The 14,748-nt window shown below is 72.1% G+C and carries 13 protein-coding genes and 1 pseudogene; 2 read left to right on the top strand and 12 right to left on the bottom strand.

What is annotated here, in order from left to right; genetic code table 11:
* Positions 1 to 6: 6 nt before the first annotated feature.
* The 10 genes and pseudogenes from ftsW to Gocc_RS03890 form a co-directional block, all read right to left on the bottom strand.
* A pseudogene (ftsW, locus tag Gocc_RS16660) lies at positions 7 to 1,077 on the bottom strand (putative lipid II flippase FtsW); the annotation flags it as partial.
* Positions 1,077 to 2,321: a UDP-N-acetylmuramoyl-L-alanine--D-glutamate ligase gene (gene murD / locus Gocc_RS03930; protein ID WP_114795255.1), complete on the bottom strand. Its 1,245-nt coding sequence runs from the start codon at positions 2,319 to 2,321 to the stop codon at positions 1,077 to 1,079. The gene murD and the pseudogene ftsW, both read right to left, overlap by 1 nt.
* A 694-nt stretch (positions 2,322 to 3,015) precedes the next feature.
* Positions 3,016 to 4,029 carry a phospho-N-acetylmuramoyl-pentapeptide-transferase gene (gene mraY, locus Gocc_RS03925; protein WP_114795254.1) on the bottom strand — a complete coding sequence of 338 codons (1,014 nt, stop codon included), beginning with the start codon at positions 4,027 to 4,029 and terminating at the stop codon, positions 3,016 to 3,018.
* On the bottom strand, positions 4,014 to 5,294 hold the full coding sequence (locus tag Gocc_RS03920; RefSeq protein WP_114795253.1) for a UDP-N-acetylmuramoyl-tripeptide--D-alanyl-D-alanine ligase: 1,281 nt from the start codon (positions 5,292 to 5,294) through the stop codon (positions 4,014 to 4,016). The genes mraY and Gocc_RS03920 overlap by 16 nt, the downstream gene beginning before the upstream one ends.
* A gap of 70 nt (positions 5,295 to 5,364) precedes the next feature.
* A complete protein-coding gene (locus Gocc_RS03915; RefSeq protein WP_220150432.1) occupies positions 5,365 to 6,816 on the bottom strand; it encodes a UDP-N-acetylmuramoyl-L-alanyl-D-glutamate--2,6-diaminopimelate ligase in 1,452 nt (483 codons plus the stop codon).
* A 79-nt stretch (positions 6,817 to 6,895) separates the two neighbouring features.
* Positions 6,896 to 8,602 carry a peptidoglycan D,D-transpeptidase FtsI family protein gene (locus tag Gocc_RS03910; protein WP_114795252.1) on the bottom strand — a complete coding sequence of 569 codons (1,707 nt, stop codon included), beginning with the start codon at positions 8,600 to 8,602 and terminating at the stop codon, positions 6,896 to 6,898.
* Positions 8,599 to 8,949: a hypothetical protein gene (locus Gocc_RS03905; RefSeq protein ID WP_114795251.1), complete on the bottom strand. Its 351-nt coding sequence runs from the start codon at positions 8,947 to 8,949 to the stop codon at positions 8,599 to 8,601. The genes Gocc_RS03910 and Gocc_RS03905 overlap by 4 nt, the downstream gene beginning before the upstream one ends.
* Positions 8,949 to 9,890, bottom strand: coding sequence for a 16S rRNA (cytosine(1402)-N(4))-methyltransferase RsmH (gene rsmH, locus Gocc_RS03900; protein WP_220150431.1), 942 nt, complete (start codon positions 9,888 to 9,890; stop codon positions 8,949 to 8,951). The genes Gocc_RS03905 and rsmH overlap by 1 nt, the downstream gene beginning before the upstream one ends.
* The gene (gene mraZ, locus Gocc_RS03895) at positions 9,871 to 10,305 is read right to left on the bottom strand and encodes a division/cell wall cluster transcriptional repressor MraZ (protein ID WP_114795249.1); all 435 of its coding nucleotides are present in this window, start codon (positions 10,303 to 10,305) and stop codon (positions 9,871 to 9,873) included. The genes rsmH and mraZ overlap by 20 nt, the downstream gene beginning before the upstream one ends.
* Positions 10,306 to 10,448: 143 nt before the next feature.
* Complete coding sequence (locus Gocc_RS03890) at positions 10,449 to 11,261, bottom strand: PfkB family carbohydrate kinase (RefSeq protein WP_114795248.1); 813 nt, start codon at positions 11,259 to 11,261, stop codon at positions 10,449 to 10,451.
* A 92-nt stretch (positions 11,262 to 11,353) separates the two neighbouring features.
* Between Gocc_RS03890 and Gocc_RS03885 the strand changes: the two genes are divergently transcribed.
* Positions 11,354 to 11,905, top strand: coding sequence for an RNA polymerase sigma factor (locus Gocc_RS03885; protein WP_114795247.1), 552 nt, complete (start codon positions 11,354 to 11,356; stop codon positions 11,903 to 11,905).
* Positions 11,902 to 12,462, top strand: a complete 561-nt coding sequence (locus Gocc_RS03880) for a methylated-DNA--[protein]-cysteine S-methyltransferase (protein ID WP_114795246.1) — start codon at positions 11,902 to 11,904, stop codon at positions 12,460 to 12,462. The genes Gocc_RS03885 and Gocc_RS03880 overlap by 4 nt, the downstream gene beginning before the upstream one ends.
* Here the strand turns inward: Gocc_RS03880 and Gocc_RS03875 are convergent.
* The gene (locus Gocc_RS03875; protein WP_114795245.1) at positions 12,402 to 13,868 is read right to left on the bottom strand and encodes an MFS transporter; all 1,467 of its coding nucleotides are present in this window, start codon (positions 13,866 to 13,868) and stop codon (positions 12,402 to 12,404) included. The two genes, Gocc_RS03880 and Gocc_RS03875, sit on opposite strands and share 61 nt — an antisense overlap.
* A 66-nt stretch (positions 13,869 to 13,934) precedes the next feature.
* Positions 13,935 to 14,603, bottom strand: a complete 669-nt coding sequence (locus tag Gocc_RS03870) for a response regulator transcription factor (RefSeq protein ID WP_181813348.1) — start codon at positions 14,601 to 14,603, stop codon at positions 13,935 to 13,937.
* Positions 14,604 to 14,748 lie beyond the last annotated feature (145 nt).

The following is a 14,748-nucleotide window of genomic DNA, read 5'->3' as shown; positions in this document are numbered from 1 at the left end:
CACGGCGATGTTAAGGAGAACGCCGACGGCGGCGAGCAACATGATGAGCGACGACCCCCCGTAGGAGACGAACGGGAGCGGGATACCGGTCAGCGGCGCGATGCCCATCACGGCCGCGAGGTTGACGGCCGCCTGGCCGCAGACGAGCGTCGTGGCGCCGGCGGCGAGCCGCTTGCCGAAGGGATCGCGGCACTGCAGGGCGATCCGGAAGCCGGCCCACGCGAACACCGCGAAGGCGCCGATGACGAGCGTCGAGCCGATCAGGCCGATCTCCTCGCCGACGACGGCGAAGATCATGTCGGTGTGGGCCTCGGGGAGGTAGAAGATCTTCGAGATGCCCTGCCCGAGCCCCTGGCCGGTGATGCCGCCCGATCCCATGCCGATCATCGCCTGCACCGTCTGGAAGCCGGCCCCCTGCGGATCCTGCCAGGGATCGAGGAAGCTGAGGAAGCGGGCACGCCGGTACGGCTCCATGTAGATCGCAGCGCCGCCGAGTGCGAGCGCCAACGTGCCTGCGAGCGCGAACAGGCGCAGCCGCACCCCCGACACGAGCAGGACGCCCGCCACCATCAGGCCGAGCGCGATCGTCGTGCCGAGGTCGGGCTCGAGCAGGATGAGCAGGCTGAAGAGCCCGACGACGATGCCGAGCGGCTTCATCAGCTCTCCCATCGTGCGCGGCGTCGGCCGGCGCGCGAGGGTGGCGGAGACCCACACCAGGACCGCGATCTTCGCCACCTCCGACGGCTGCACGCTGATCGGCCCGAGCAGGAACCAGCGCCGGGCGCCGTTGACCGGCGGCGCGACGGCGAGCACCGCGATGCAGAGGCCGAGCGCGCCGACGAGGAGCATCGGCGCGAGCGACCGCAGGCGGTGGTAGTCGAGGCGCGAGGCGAGCGTGAGCGCCACGAGCCCGACGAGCGCGTACGCGCCCTGCTTGACGAGGAAGGTCATCGGGTCTCCGGCGCCGAGCGCCGCGGAGGCCGATGTGGCGCTGAACACCATCACGAGGCCGAACGCGACGAGCCCCAGCGTCACGAGGACGAGGAGACGCTGTTCGAGCTGGCCCTTCCCTCGCACTACTGGAGGTTCTGCACCAGCCTGCGAAACTCCTCCCCGCGCTGCTCGAAGCTCGTGAACTGGTCGAAGCTCGCGCACGCCGGGGAGAGCAGCACGACGTCGCCCGGGGCAGCCGCACGGCGCGCGGCGGCGATCGCAGCCTCCAGTGCGCCCTCGTGCGTGAACCGCACGCTCGCGGCCTCGAGCGCCGCCGCGATGTCGCCTGCGGCGTCTCCGATCAGGTAGGCCCTGTCCTCCGGCCCGAGCGCCGCCGCCAGCGGCGCGTAGCTCTCGCGCTTGCCGAGGCCGCCGAGCACGACGTGCAGCCGCGCGCCCGGGAACGACGCGAGCGCCCGCAGGGCAGCGGCGACGTTCGTCGCCTTCGAGTCGTTGACATAGCGCACGCCGTCGACGACGGCGACCTCCTCGATCCGGTGCTCGACGCCCGGGAAGGCACGGAGCGCTGCGGCGATCGCCCCCTCGCCGATGCCGGCCGCGCGTGCGGCCGCGACGGCGGCTGCGGCGTTCTCACGGTTGTGCGCACCGGGGATGCGCGGCTCGGCGGGCAGCGGGTCGTCTGCGCAGAACTCGACGCGTGCGGCGCGGCCCGGCAGCGGCGCGAATCCGCGCGGCACCACGGCGACGTCGCCCGGCCCCTGGTTCTCGAAGATCCGCAGCTTCGCGGCACGGTACGCCTCGAAGCTGCCGTGGCGGTCGATGTGGTCGGGCTCGAGGTTCAGCAGCACCGCGATGCGCGGGCGCAGCGTGTCGACGTCCTCGAGCTGGAACGACGAGAGCTCGCAGACGATCCACGCGTCCTCGTCGACGGCGCCGACGAGGCTCGTGAGCGGCCGGCCGATGTTGCCCGCGACCTCGGCCGGGGCGCCGGCGGCCGCGAAGATCGCCCCCAGCAGCGCCGTCGTCGTCGTCTTCCCGTTGGTGCCGGTGATGCCGATGATCGGGTTGGCGAGCAGGCGGGCGCCGAGCTCGATCTCGGACGCGACGGGAATCCCGCGGGCGCGTGCGGCCGCCACCGGCGGCGACTCCTCCGGCACGCCGGGGCTCTTGACGACGAGCCCGCTGTCGTCGAGAAGCGCGTCGTCCCAGTCGCCGAGCCGGATCTCGGCGTCGATTCCCACCACGTCCACCGCGGCGTCGGCGTCGTAGGCGACGACATCGGAGCCGTGGGCCCGCAGGGCCGCCGCCGCCGCCCGTCCGGAGCGGGCAAGCCCGACGACGACCACGCGATCGGGGATCGGTGCCATCCCGGAAGCCTAGACGCTTGATGTTGTCCCGCCGCTAGAACTCCCGGCGCCGTCAGGTGCGGTGAGTTCTAGGTCGCAGGCGTTCGGCGCGATCAGACCTTAGACATGGGCCACTAGCAGAAGAAGCTAGATGCCCCAACTACCCAAGCGTTGCCGCTCTTCCTAGCAACCGGCCTGTAGGCGGTGCCGCACCCGTACGACCATGCCTGGGAGTTGATCGCCATCGGGCCCGAGATGACTTCCCAATGGTTGCAGGCGAAGGAAGAACTCCATCCGCTGCCGCTATTGTTCTGCAAACAGACATCGTAGGCGGTGAACCCGCAAGGGGCGGTGGCCCGCGCCGTTACCGTGCCGCCGCCGGTGGTCATGCGGAGGTTCGTCGGATCGCATGTAGCGGAGATCCTGGCTCGCCCGACTCCAGAGAAGGACGCAAGAGCTACGAGGCTGATCAGAACTGAGGCAATGAGAAACCTTCTCATGATTCCTTCAAGTTGAATTGGTTGATCAATGCCGCAGTCAAACCGATGTCTCTCGAAGCCTTCCTGGTCTTTGTGGCACCCTCCTTGTCGAACAAGTTGATCGCAGTCGAGAATAGTTTGCCTCAGGACAGATACGTACTACCTGATCGGGTGATCTTTTCTCGGCGTCGGGTCGGACAATGCGCACTCCGGATGGGCAGCTAGAGACGCCGCTGCTATCTCTTGAAGCTCAGGTAGTAGCGGTAGAAGAGCACGAACCCGATCGTGCAGAGAATCGCCCCAACGATCCAGAACCGCACCATGATCTTGGTCTCCGACCACGCCTTCATCTCGAAGTGGTGGTGGATCGGAGCCATCAGGAACACGCGCCGGCCTGTGCGCTTGAAGCTCGCCACCTGGATCATCACGGAGAGCGCCTCGATCAGGTAGATGGCGCCGATGAAGACGAGCAGCACCTCCGTCTGGGTCATCACGGCGAGGACGGCGATAGCGCCTCCGAGCGCCATCGAGCCGGTGTCCCCCATGAACACCTCTGCCGGGAACGCGTTGAACCAGAGGAACCCGATCACGCCGCCGATCAGCGCGGCGGCGAAGATCGCGACATCGAGGTAGTTGCTGCTGCGATCTCCGGGGGGGCCCGAGCGGATCCACGAGATCGCCGCGATGGCGAGGAACGTGAGCAGCGAGATCGCCGACGTCCCTGCGGCGAGGCCGTCGAGGCCGTCGGTGAGGTTGACGCCGTTCGCGGTTCCCGCGATGACGACGAACAGGAACGGGTAGTAGAGCCAGCGCAGGTCGATGTTGACGTCGACGACAGGGAAGTAGATCTCGGTGTCGAGGTAGCCGACGCGCCCGACCACCCAGCCGATCCCGATCGTGATCAGGACGAGCCCGAGCATCTTCCAGCGGCCGGAGAGCCCGAGCGAGCGTCGTCTGCGCACCTTCAGGTAGTCGTCGGTGAAGCCGATCAGCCCGCAACCGACGGTGGCGAAGAGGAGCGCGAGACCGGGCATCGTGTAGCGGGAGAGGAGCAGGAACGGGGCGATCGCCGAGGCGAGGATGAGCAGCCCGCCCATCGTCGGCGTCCCCTGTTTGACGATGTGGCGCGCCGGCCCCTCTTCGCGGATCTGCTGGCCGACGCCCGCTCGGCGCAGCCAGTCGATGAATGTGGGCCCGATCACGACGGCGATCACCATCGCGACGAGCCCTGCGATCAGGACGCGAACCATGTCCTGCCGAGTTTCTCGATGCGGGCCGGGATGCCTTCGAGCCCGACGGCGCGCGAGCCCTTGACGAGCACCGCGTCGCCCGGCCGCAGGACTCCCACGACGGTGTCGAACGCTTCGACGTTCGGGATCCAATGCATCTCGTCGACGCCCGGCTGCAGGTAGCCGCGCGCGTTCTCGCCGACGGCGACGAGCACGTGGATGCCGATCCGCGCGACGAGCGCGCCGATCTCACGGTGGTAGCGGTCGGCGTCGTCGCCGAGCTCGGCCATCTCGCCGAGGATCGCGACGCGCCGACGCCCGCCGGCACGTTCCGCGAGGTCGACGAGCGCGGCGTGCATCGACGTGGGGTTGGCGTTGTAGGCGTCGTTGACGACCATGCCTCCCCCCGGGAGCGACGTCTCCTCCCCGCGCCAGCGGGACAGCACGATCCGCGATGCTCCCTCCTGTGCGCGCCCGAGCGGGAGGCCGAGCGCGTCGTAGGCGGTGAGGGCCGCGAGCGCATTCTCCGCCATGTGGCGTGAGCGGAACGGAAGCTCGAGGACGAGATCCCGCCCGGGAAGCGCGAAGCGCCAGGCGCCGCCGTCGAGGTTCGCGGCAGAGCGGTCGAAGCGGCGGATCTCGATGTCCGTTCGGCCGAGGAACGGCTCCAGCTGCGGTGCGTCGGCGGGGACGACGGCGACGCCCCCGGGGGGAAGCGCGGCGATCGCCTCGGCATTCGCGCGTGCCACGTTCTCGATCGAGCCGACGAGCTCGAGATGCTCGGGCCCGATCGAGGTGACGACCGCGACGTGCGGACGGGCGATCGCGCAGAGATCGCCGACCTGGCCGAGCCCGCGCATGCCCATCTCGGTCACGAGCACGCGCGTCTCGACCTCGAGCCGGCAGACGGTGAGCGGCAGGCCGATCTCGTTGTTCTGGCTCGCGTCCGCCCAGACGGTGGGCGTGACGGCGGCGCACAGCGCTCCCAGGATGTCCTTCGTCGACGTCTTGCCGGTGGAGCCGACGACGGCGACGATACGGGCGGGGCTCTTCCCGCGCACGAGCGAGGCGAGCGCCGCGAGCGCGGCGTGCTGGTCGTCGGGGACGAGCGTCGACGCGCCGCGCGCGCGGGCCTCGCCGACGTAGGCGACGCCGCTGTTGAGCGCGACGAAGAGGTCTCCCGGGCCGGCGAGACGCGAGTCTGCCGTGATCCCGGTGATCGTGCCGCCTCCTTCGAGGGCGCCGAGCTCGAGCGCGGCGACCTCGTCCCATGCGACCGGGATCACGCAGCGCTCCTTGCGGCCGCGATCCGCGACGGCTTCGTCACGTCGCTCCGAGCCGTCTCTGCGCGGGCGCTCACGCGGACGCCCAGCCTCGCTCCCGCAGCGCCTCGCGCGCGACCTCGCGGTCGTCGAAGGGCGTCACGACGCCGCCGACGTCCTGGCCCTGCTCGTGTCCCTTGCCGGCGATCACGACGACGTCTCCCGGCTCGGCGAGGGCGATCGCCCGCTGGACGGCGGCGCGGCGGTCGGGGTCGACCTCCACGTCCGTGCCGGCCCCCTGCAGGATGTCCTCGATGATCGCCAGCGGATCCTCGCTGCGAGGGTTGTCCGAGGTCACGATGGCGACGTCGGCGCGCGCGCGGGCGATCCTGCCCATCAGCGGCCGCTTCCCGCGATCGCGGTCGCCACCCGCGCCGAACACGCAGATCACCCTGCCGTCGCCCAGGTCGCGCGCCGCCTGCAGGACGATGTCGAGCGAGTCGGGGGTGTGCGCGTAGTCGACGATGACCGCGAACGGCTGCTGCTCGTCGACCGCCTCGAAGCGGCCCGGCACGCCGGTCATCGCGGCGATCCCGCGAGCGATCACGTCGTCGGCGATGTCGAGCAGGAGCCCGGCGGCGATCGCACCGAGCACGTTCTCGACGTTGAAGCGGCCGCGCAGCGGCGTCTCGATCTCGACGCCGGCCGCGGTGAAGCGGCTGCCCCGCGCATCGAGCACGAGGCCTTCGGGGCGCACATCCGCCGCTTCGCTGACAGCGAACGTGACGAGCGGCGCGCGGTGCGCCTCGGCGAGCTCGAGGGCGAGGCGGCGGCCGTGCTCGTTGCCGACGTTGACGGCCGCCGGCGGCGGCTGCGCTCCCGTGAACAGGCGTCGCTTCGCCTGGTAGTAGTCCTCCATCGATCCGTGCAGGTCGAGATGATCCTGCGACAGGTTCGTGAACACGAGCGCGTCGAAGCGGACGCGGTCGAGCCGGTGCAGGACGGAGCCGTGGGAGGATGCCTCCAGCGAGACGCTGCGGTCGCCGGCGTCGAGCATCTCGCGGAAGAGTCGCTGCAGGTCGATCGCCTCCGGCGTCGTGTGGGGCGCGGCGCGGCGCTCGCCGCCCACCTCCCATGCGACCGTTCCGACGAGCCCCGGCCGGCGACCTGCGGCCGCGAGCACGGAGCGGAGGAGGAAGGCGGTCGTCGTCTTGCCGTTCGTGCCGGTGACGCCGGCAACCTCGAGCTCGCGCGTGGGCTCCCCGAAGAAGACGTCGGCCGCGACCGCCATCGCGACGCGGGCGTCCTCGACCAGCAGCTGCGGCACGTCGAGGTCGAGCAGCCGCTCGACGACGAGGGCGACGGCGCCGGCCGCGACCGCCTCGCCGGCCGAATCGTGGCCGTCGACGTGGGCCCCGGGCACGCAGAAGAAGAGCGACCCGGGCAGCGCGCGGCGGGAGTCGTAGCAGAGGTCGGCGATCTCGACGTCGCGGCCGGCGGCCACCTCGCCGGGCGCGAGCGCTCGGATCATCGCGGCGAGATCCACGGGAGCGGATTGTACGGGCGAGCTCAGCCCGGGACGCCGGGTCGCGGCCCGGCGCCGCAGCGGCCCGGCGCCGCCCCGGTCACTGGTTCGGAGGACCGGCGGCCGCGGTGAGCGCGGGCTTCGTCTCCGGCGCATCCGGCAGCACTTCGAGGTACTGGAGGTCGAAGCGCGCGATGTCGCGGAAAGCCGGTGCGGCGACGACGCCGCCGTAGATGTTCCCGCGCGGCTCGTCGACCATCACGAGGATCGCGAGGCGCGGCTTCTTCGCGGGCACGAGACCGACGAAGGAGGCCACGTACTTGCGCACGTAGCGCCCTCTTTCCGCCTTCTGCGCGGTACCCGTCTTCCCCGCCACGGTGTAGCCGGGAACTGCGGCCTCGGTACCGGTGCCCTCGACGACCACGCCGCGGAACATCGCCATCATCCGCTGCGCGGTAGCGGTCGAGACGACGCGGCGCCCGGCGGGCACGCGCGCCTTGCGGCTGCCGACCTTCTCGACGAGGTACGGCGTGCGCCGGACGCCGCCGTTTCCGATCGTCGCGTAGGCCGACACCATCTGCAGCGGTGTCACGGCGATGCCCTGCCCGATCGGCACCGTGCCGATCGTCGACCCGGACCACTGCTCGAGCGGGAGCACGAGCCCGCGGCTCTCACCGGGGTAGTCGATGCCGGTCGGCTTGCCGAAGCCGAAGCGGTCGATCCAGCTCGACAGCTCGCCCGCGCCGAGCAGCTGCGCGATCGTGATCGTGCCGACGTTGGACGATTTCGAGAGGATCTCCTTCACGGTCATGCGCTCCGTGCCACGTGACTCGGCCTCGTGGATGACGCGGTCGGCGACCCTGATCGTCGGCGCGAGCGTGAATTTGGACGCCGGCGTGACGACGTTGTCCTCGAGCGCGGCGGCGATCGTCACGATCTTGAACGTCGAGCCGGGCTCGTACGCGTCCGTGACGGCGCGGTTGCGGCGCGCCTCGGGTGAGGCCTTGCCGAACGCGTTGGCGTCGAACGTCGGGTAGTTCGCCATCGCAAGGATCGCGCCGGTGCGCGGATCCATCACGATCGCCGCCGCGCCCCTGGCCTTGAACCGCTTGACCGTCGCGGCGAGCACCTGTTCGGCGTTTGCCTGGATCTGGTGGTCGATCGTCAGCGTGACGTTGCGGCCGGCACGCTCGGGGCGGGAGGTGACGACGTCGATCGCCCGCCCGAACGGATCCTTGACGATCGTCTCGGAGCCGGCGCGACCGGAGAGCGTCTTGTCGAGCGCGCGTTCGAGCCCGTCGAGCCCGCGGTTGTCGGTGCCGGCGAAGCCGAGCACATGCGCGGCGACGGTGCCCTGCGGGTACGCGCGAAGCTCCTCCGGATAGAAGCCGAGGCCGGGGATGTCGCGCTTCGTCAGCGCCTCGGCCTTGGCGGGGTCGGCCTTGCGCTGCACGTAGACGAATCCCTTCGAGCGATCCTTGAGCGACTGGTACAGCTTGGACGGGTCGAGCCCGAGCGTCCGCCCGACCACGCTCGCCGCCTTCTGGGCGTCGGCGATGTTTCGCGGGTCGGCGTACACCGTCGTCGCCTGCTCGCCGATTGCGAGCGGCTCGCCCGTGCGGTCGTAGATGGTGCCGCGGCCGGCGGGGATCTCGATCGTCTCGCGGCGCTGGGTCGAGGCCATCGCCGCGAGGCGGTCGTGCTGCAGCGCCTGCACCCAGACGGCGCGGCCGAGGCTGACGGCGAAGACGAGGGCGAAGCAGACGACGAGCAGGCGGATGCGGCGGTTCGCGATCCGTTCGCTCATCGGGTGCTCAGGCGCACGTAGGTGGTGGTGAGCGGATCGGCCGCCTGGAGCCCGTTCGCGGCGGCGGCCTGCTCGATGCGTACGCTCGCCGAGGCGCTGGAGAGGCGGGAGCGCAGCCGCGCGTTGTCGGCCTTCAGCTGCGCGCGCTCGCGGCCGAGCCCGTCGAGCTGCACGTTGAGCTGCAGCACGACGACGTTGACGGCGACGACGCCTGCCAGCAGGACGCCGACGAGAACGATCCAGGCGATGCCGCCGGCGAACGGCCGCCGGGTGGCGGCCGCCGAAGCGGTGCGGCCGCCGCGGCGCGCTCGTACGCGCGCGGGACGGGTTTCGGCGATGGTGGACATCAGACCTTCAGCGCGGCGCGTAGCCGCGACGACGCGGAGCGGGGATTGTCGTCGCGCTCGTGCGCCGACGGCCGCACCGGCTTGCGGGTGAGCACGCGCAGCTGCGGCTCCTTCCCGCACACGCAGATCGGGAAGTCGGGCGGACAGGTGCAGCCCTTCGCGCGCGCGGCGAAGAACTGCTTGACGATGCGGTCCTCCAGCGAGTGGAAGCTGATCACCGCGATGCGCCCGCCGGGACGGAGCATCTCCAGCGCGGCGGGAAGCGCGGCTTCGAGCTGTCCGAGCTCGTCGTTGACGGCGATCCGCAGCGCCTGGAAGACGCGCTTGGCCGGGTGGCCCTCGCCGAAGCGGGCCGGCGTCGGGATCGCCGCCTTGATCACGTCGACGAGGTCGGCGGTGCGGAAGAACGCCTGCCGCGCGCGCCGCTGCACGATCGCGCCTGCGATCGGCGCGGCGAAGCGCTCTTCGCCGTAGCGCCGGAAGATCGTGGCGAGCTCGCGCTCGTCCCAGGTGTTGACGATCGTCGCCGCCGTCACCTCGGCGGAGGGGTCCATGCGCATGTCGAGCGGCGCGTCGGTGGCGTACGAGAAGCCGCGCTCGGGACGATCGATCTGCATCGACGAGACGCCGATGTCGAGCAGGATCGCGTCGGCCTTGACGCCGTTGGCGGCGAGCTGGCTGAGCACGATGGCGAAGTCGCCGCGCAGGAAGCGCAGGTCGGCGCCGGTCCGTGCCTTGAGGCGGTCGAAGTAGGGCTTGACGCTCGGGTCGCGGTCGATCGCCACGAGCTTGCCGCGGCCGTGGAGGTCGTCGGCGAGCAGGCGCGCGTGCCCTCCCGCGCCGAACGTGGCATCGACGACCGTCTCGCCGGGCTTCACGGCGAGCAGGGCGCGCACCGCGTCCGCGAGGACGGGGGTGTGATCAGCCGTGTTGCTCGGCAAGACGTTGGGCAACATTGTCCGCGCTCCCTTCGATCCTCTCCAGTCGCTCCGCCCAGGCGGCGCGATCCCAGATCTCGAGGTGGTCGTAGTTCCCGACCACCGTCACCTCCTTCGCGAGCTTGCCGTGGCGCACGAGCGCGGCCGGCAGGTGCACCCGTCCCTGCTTGTCGGGCGTGTCCTCCGAGGCGCCGCCGAAGAAGTGGCGCTGCAGCAGCCTGGTGTCCGGGAGCAGCGGGTCGAGACGGCCGATGCGCTCGACGACGTTCATCTCCCACGTCGCCCGCGGGTAGACGTCGACGCTGCCGTCGAGGCCCTTCGCGAGGACGACCCCGCCTGCCATCGCGTCACGGAAGCGAGCCGGCAGCGTGAGCCGGCTCTTGTCGTCGATCGCGTGCTCGTACTCGCCGAAGAACATGGTCGGGGCTCCCGGGTTGTTCCCACGGATCCCCACTTTAGACCACTAATCCCCACTTTGCAACCCCTCGCTACCACGGGCGAGCGCCGCCGTGCGGGGCGCTCTCCGATCCCTCGCCGGCGCGGGCCGGGGCGGCGCGTCGGCTACAGCGCGACGGGCTGCGGCGCGACGCCACGGCCCGTCAACGCGGCCGCGCCGCAGCGGGCCGCGAAGGCGACGGCCTCGTGGGGGCCGACACCGGCGCCGAGCGCGTAGGTGAGCCCGGCCATGAACGAGTCTCCGCAGCCGTAGGCATCCTCGCGCGGGGCCGGCACGGGCGCGGCCGTGTACGGGCCGCCCGGCTGCATCCAGCCGCCGAGCGCGCCTGAGGTCGTCACGACGAGGGACGGCTCCGGGTCGAGATCGCCGGGGCGGTAGCGCTCCGCCTCGTCCTCCCCGCTCCCGACGAGCGCATCGAGCTGCAGCCCGGCCCGGCGCAGCGTGTCGAGCTCGCGCGCGGTCGCCGTCAGCACCGGCGCGCGCCGGGCGCAGCAGAGCGCGTCGACGTCACCGGCGATGAACAGCACCGCGTCCATCTCCGCGAGCTCGTGCCAGGGCAGGCGGTCGTCGTGCCCGCGCGGTCGGAGCTTCGAACCGACCGTCGTGATCGTGCGCTCCCCCACCTCGTCGACGTGCACGAACGCCCAGCGCTGCGGGCGGGGATCGACCGCGGCACGCACCCGCACGCCGCGGGCTTCCAGCTCCTCGCGCGCCCGCCGTCCCAGCTCGTCGTCGCCGAGCACGGTGAACAGCGTCGCCTCGTCGGCCAGCAGCGCGAGCTGGATCGCGGCGACGCCGCCGCCGCCGCCCGCCTGCTCCCAGCTCCCGCTCGAGTGCGCGATCTCGCCCTCCCCGGGCATGCGCTCGACCCGGGCGAACCGGATCCACTCGACGTGCCCGACGACGGCGACCCGCATCGGCGCAGTGTCCCAGAAACCCCGTGTCCCAGAGACCACGCGTCCCAGAGACCACGTGTCCCAGAAACGCCGCCGGCCGAGCAGGCGGCGCCGTGCTTCGCGGCCGCATCGCGACGGCCGTCGTCCAGCCCGCGCCGTCCGGGCATCTCACGCGGCGCCGGCGCGCGGCGTTTCACGTGATGATGAGCGCGGTGGCCATTCCACCTTTCGAGGTCTTCTACGAGGCGCACAGCTCCGAGGTGCTGGGGCTGCTGCGCCGCAGGCTCGGACGCGACCGCGCCGACGACGCCTTCCAGGAGACGTTCCTGCGGGCGCTGCGCGCCTACGATCGGCTCGAGCACGGCACGCACCTGCGCGCCTGGGTGCTGACGATCGCCTCGCGTGTCGCGCTCGACGCGCAGCGGCGCGCAACCCCGACCGCCGAGCTGCCGGAGCTGCCGCACGAGGACGCGCGGCCCGCCTACGAGGACCTCGGCGACCTCACCGACGGGCTGCCGCCGAAGGAGCGGGCCGCCGTCGTGCTGCGCTACGGCTACGACCTCGCCTACGACCAGATCGCGTCGGCCCTCGATTCGAGCCCCGACGCCGCCCGGCAGGCCGCATCCGCCGGCGTCCGCCGCCTGCGGAAGGAGAGGAAGGCATGAGCGTTCCCACCGAGCTCGACCGCCGCTTCCGCGAGGCCGCCGTCCGCGCCGGCCTGCTCGACGCGGGCTACGACATCGTCGACAGCCCGATCGGGCCGCTCCTCGTCGCGGCGACCGACCGCGGCGTCCTGCGCATCTCGTTCGACCACGAGCCCGAGCACCACCTCGAGCGGCTCGCACGGCAGGCCGGCCCACGCGTGCTGCGCGCGCCGTCGCGCGTCGACCCGGTGCGCCGCGAGCTCGACGAGTACTTCGCCGGCCGCCGGCGCGCCTTCGACCTCGCGATCGACCTGCGCGCCGCGCCGCCCTTCACCGAGCGCGTGCTCGCCGAGCTCGCCCGCGTGCCCTTCGGCGCGACGGCGACCTACGCGGCTCTCGCCGCGCGCGCGGGCAACCCGAAGGCGGCGCGGGCGGTCGGCATGATCATGAACCGCAACCCGGTGCCGATCGTGCTGCCCTGCCACCGCGTCGTGGGCGCAAACGGCAGCCTCGTCGGCTACGCGGGTGGGCTCGAGCGCAAGGAGACGCTGCTGCGGCTCGAAGGCGTGTTCCTCTGACGGCTGCCGCGCAGGCATGCCGTTGCCAGCAGCGCCGCCGCGAAGGCGAGCGCTGCCACCGACAGCGCGACGGCGTGGAAGGCGCTCACCCCCGCGTCGCGCGCCACCCCCGACGCCCGCGGGTCGAAGGGCGTGTCGCCTGCTCCGCCACGTCGCGCGAAGAGCGCGCCCGCGAGCGCGCCGATCGCGGCAACCGAGAGGATGCCGCCGACGCGCGCGACCGTCTGGTTGAGTCCGGTCGCGACGCCGGCGAGCGCCTCCGGAGCGGATGAGAGGGCAGCGGCGGTGACCGGCGCCACCACCGCCGAGAGCCCCAGCGAGAAGACGACGATGCTCGCCAGGCCCCACGTCCACGCCTGCGCGCGTGTCGCGACCTGCAGCAGGAGGAGCGCCGCCACCCCGATCGTCGCCGCTCCGGCGGCGATCGGCAGCCGCGGCCCGTTGCGGTCGGCGTACCGTCCCAGCCGCGGCGCGAGCAGGATCAGGGCGATGCTCGGCGGCGCGAACGCGAGCCCGGCGAGTACGGGCCCGAGGCCGAGAAACTGCAGGTAGACCGGAAGGAACAGCACATGCGCGCCGAGAGCCGCGTACATGACGAGCGTGACGAGGTTCGCAGCCGCGAGGCCCGGCACCCGTAGCAGCGCGGGCGGGACGATGGGGTCGGCGACCCGGCGCGTCCACGCGACGAGCAGGGCGAGCGCGAGCAGCCCCACGGCGAGCATCGGCAGGACGTGGGCGAGGCCGCGCTCGCGCACCTCGACGAGGGTGTAGCTGACGCCGGCGAGCCCGACCGCGACGAGGGAGGAGCCGACGAGGTCGAGCGTCGAGCGGCCCCGCGAGCGCTCGTCCGCGCCACGGCCCGCCGCGGCGAGCGCGATCGTCACGACCGCAAGCGGTACGTTGATGAGGAACACCAGGCGCCACGAGACGGTCTGCACGATGAGACCGCCGAGCGCGGGCCCGCCGATCGTGGCGATGCTCGTCAGTGCCGTCCACAGCCCGATCGCGCGACCGGCCTCTCCCGCCCACGTGACGCGCAGGAGCGCGAGGCTCGTCGTCGTCAGCACGGCGCCGCCGACCCCCTGCAGCGCGCGCCCGGCGACGAGGACGCCCTCGCCGGGCGCGAGCGCCGTCAGCAGCGACGCGGCGGCGAACAGGACCACCCCGAGGACGAACGTGCGCCGCAGCCCGACGCGGTCGCCGACGGCGCCGCCGACGAGGTAGAAGGCCGACAGCGACAGCGCGTAGGCGAGATACACCCACTGCTGGCCCGAGAGGCCGAGGCCGAGGTCCTCCTCCATCCGCGGCAGCGCCACCACCACGACCGTGGTGTCGAGGAACGCGAGCGACGACCCGAGCGCGGTCGCGAGCAGGGTCAGCAGGCGTACGCGGCGTCCGGGCTCCATGCGCGCACGCTACTCGACCCCTCGCCGCGCGCCGCCGGAAGCCCCGAGGACGCTCCGCAAACAGCTTCACAGCATGCGATAGCCCTTCCCCCACACGTTGACGACGAAGCGTCCGTCGCCCGCGGCGCGCAGCTTCCGCCGCAGCCGGGAGGCGTGCGAGTCGACCGTCCGTGTCACGAGCCGGCCCCTCAGCCCCCAGACGTCGCGGAGGAGCTCCTCCTTCGAGAACACGCGCTCCGGGTCGCTCGCGAGTCGCGCCGCGAGGTCGAACTCCTTCGCGGCGAGCGGCACCGGGACGCCGCCGAGGCGCACCTGCCGGGCACGGTGGTCGATGACAAGGTCGCCGACCTCGAGCACGTCCGCGAGGCCGACGCCGGAGCGGCGCAGCAGCGCGTGGATCCGCGCCACGAGCTCGAGGTACAGGTGGCGCTCGACCACGTCGTCGGCTCCCTTCTCGAACGCGCGCACGCGGTCGACGGGGTCGGCATCGGGGTCGGCGAGCACGATCACGGGGACGTTCCGGTCCCAGCGACGGCCGGGCTCCCCTTCCCGCAGCCGCGCGCACAGATCGGGCTCCCCCGCGATCACGACGTGCGGGCGCGAGCGCTCGGCGATGTCGAGAGCCTGCGCGTCCCAGCCCGCCTCGTGCACGCGGAAGCCGTCGGAGCGCAGATGGCGCTCGAGGAACCCCCGCGTCTCGGGCTCCGACTCGACGAGAAGCAGCTCGGTGGGCACGGGCGCCACGCTAGAGCTCCGCCGCGCGCCGCGCCAGATGTCCATTCGGACGGATGTGTGACCATCCGTCCCCAGCCGCCCGGAAGGGACGGGTGCGTGGGGTCCGTCCACTGCCGGCACGGGCGACGCCGCCCGCGCCAAGGCC

It is taken from the genome of Gaiella occulta, from assembly GCF_003351045.1.
In the GTDB taxonomy this organism is placed as follows: Bacteria; Actinomycetota; Thermoleophilia; order Gaiellales; family Gaiellaceae; genus Gaiella; species Gaiella occulta.
The sequence above is the reverse complement of the archived record's forward strand: the minus strand, read 5'-3'. Positions and strand labels throughout refer to the sequence as shown.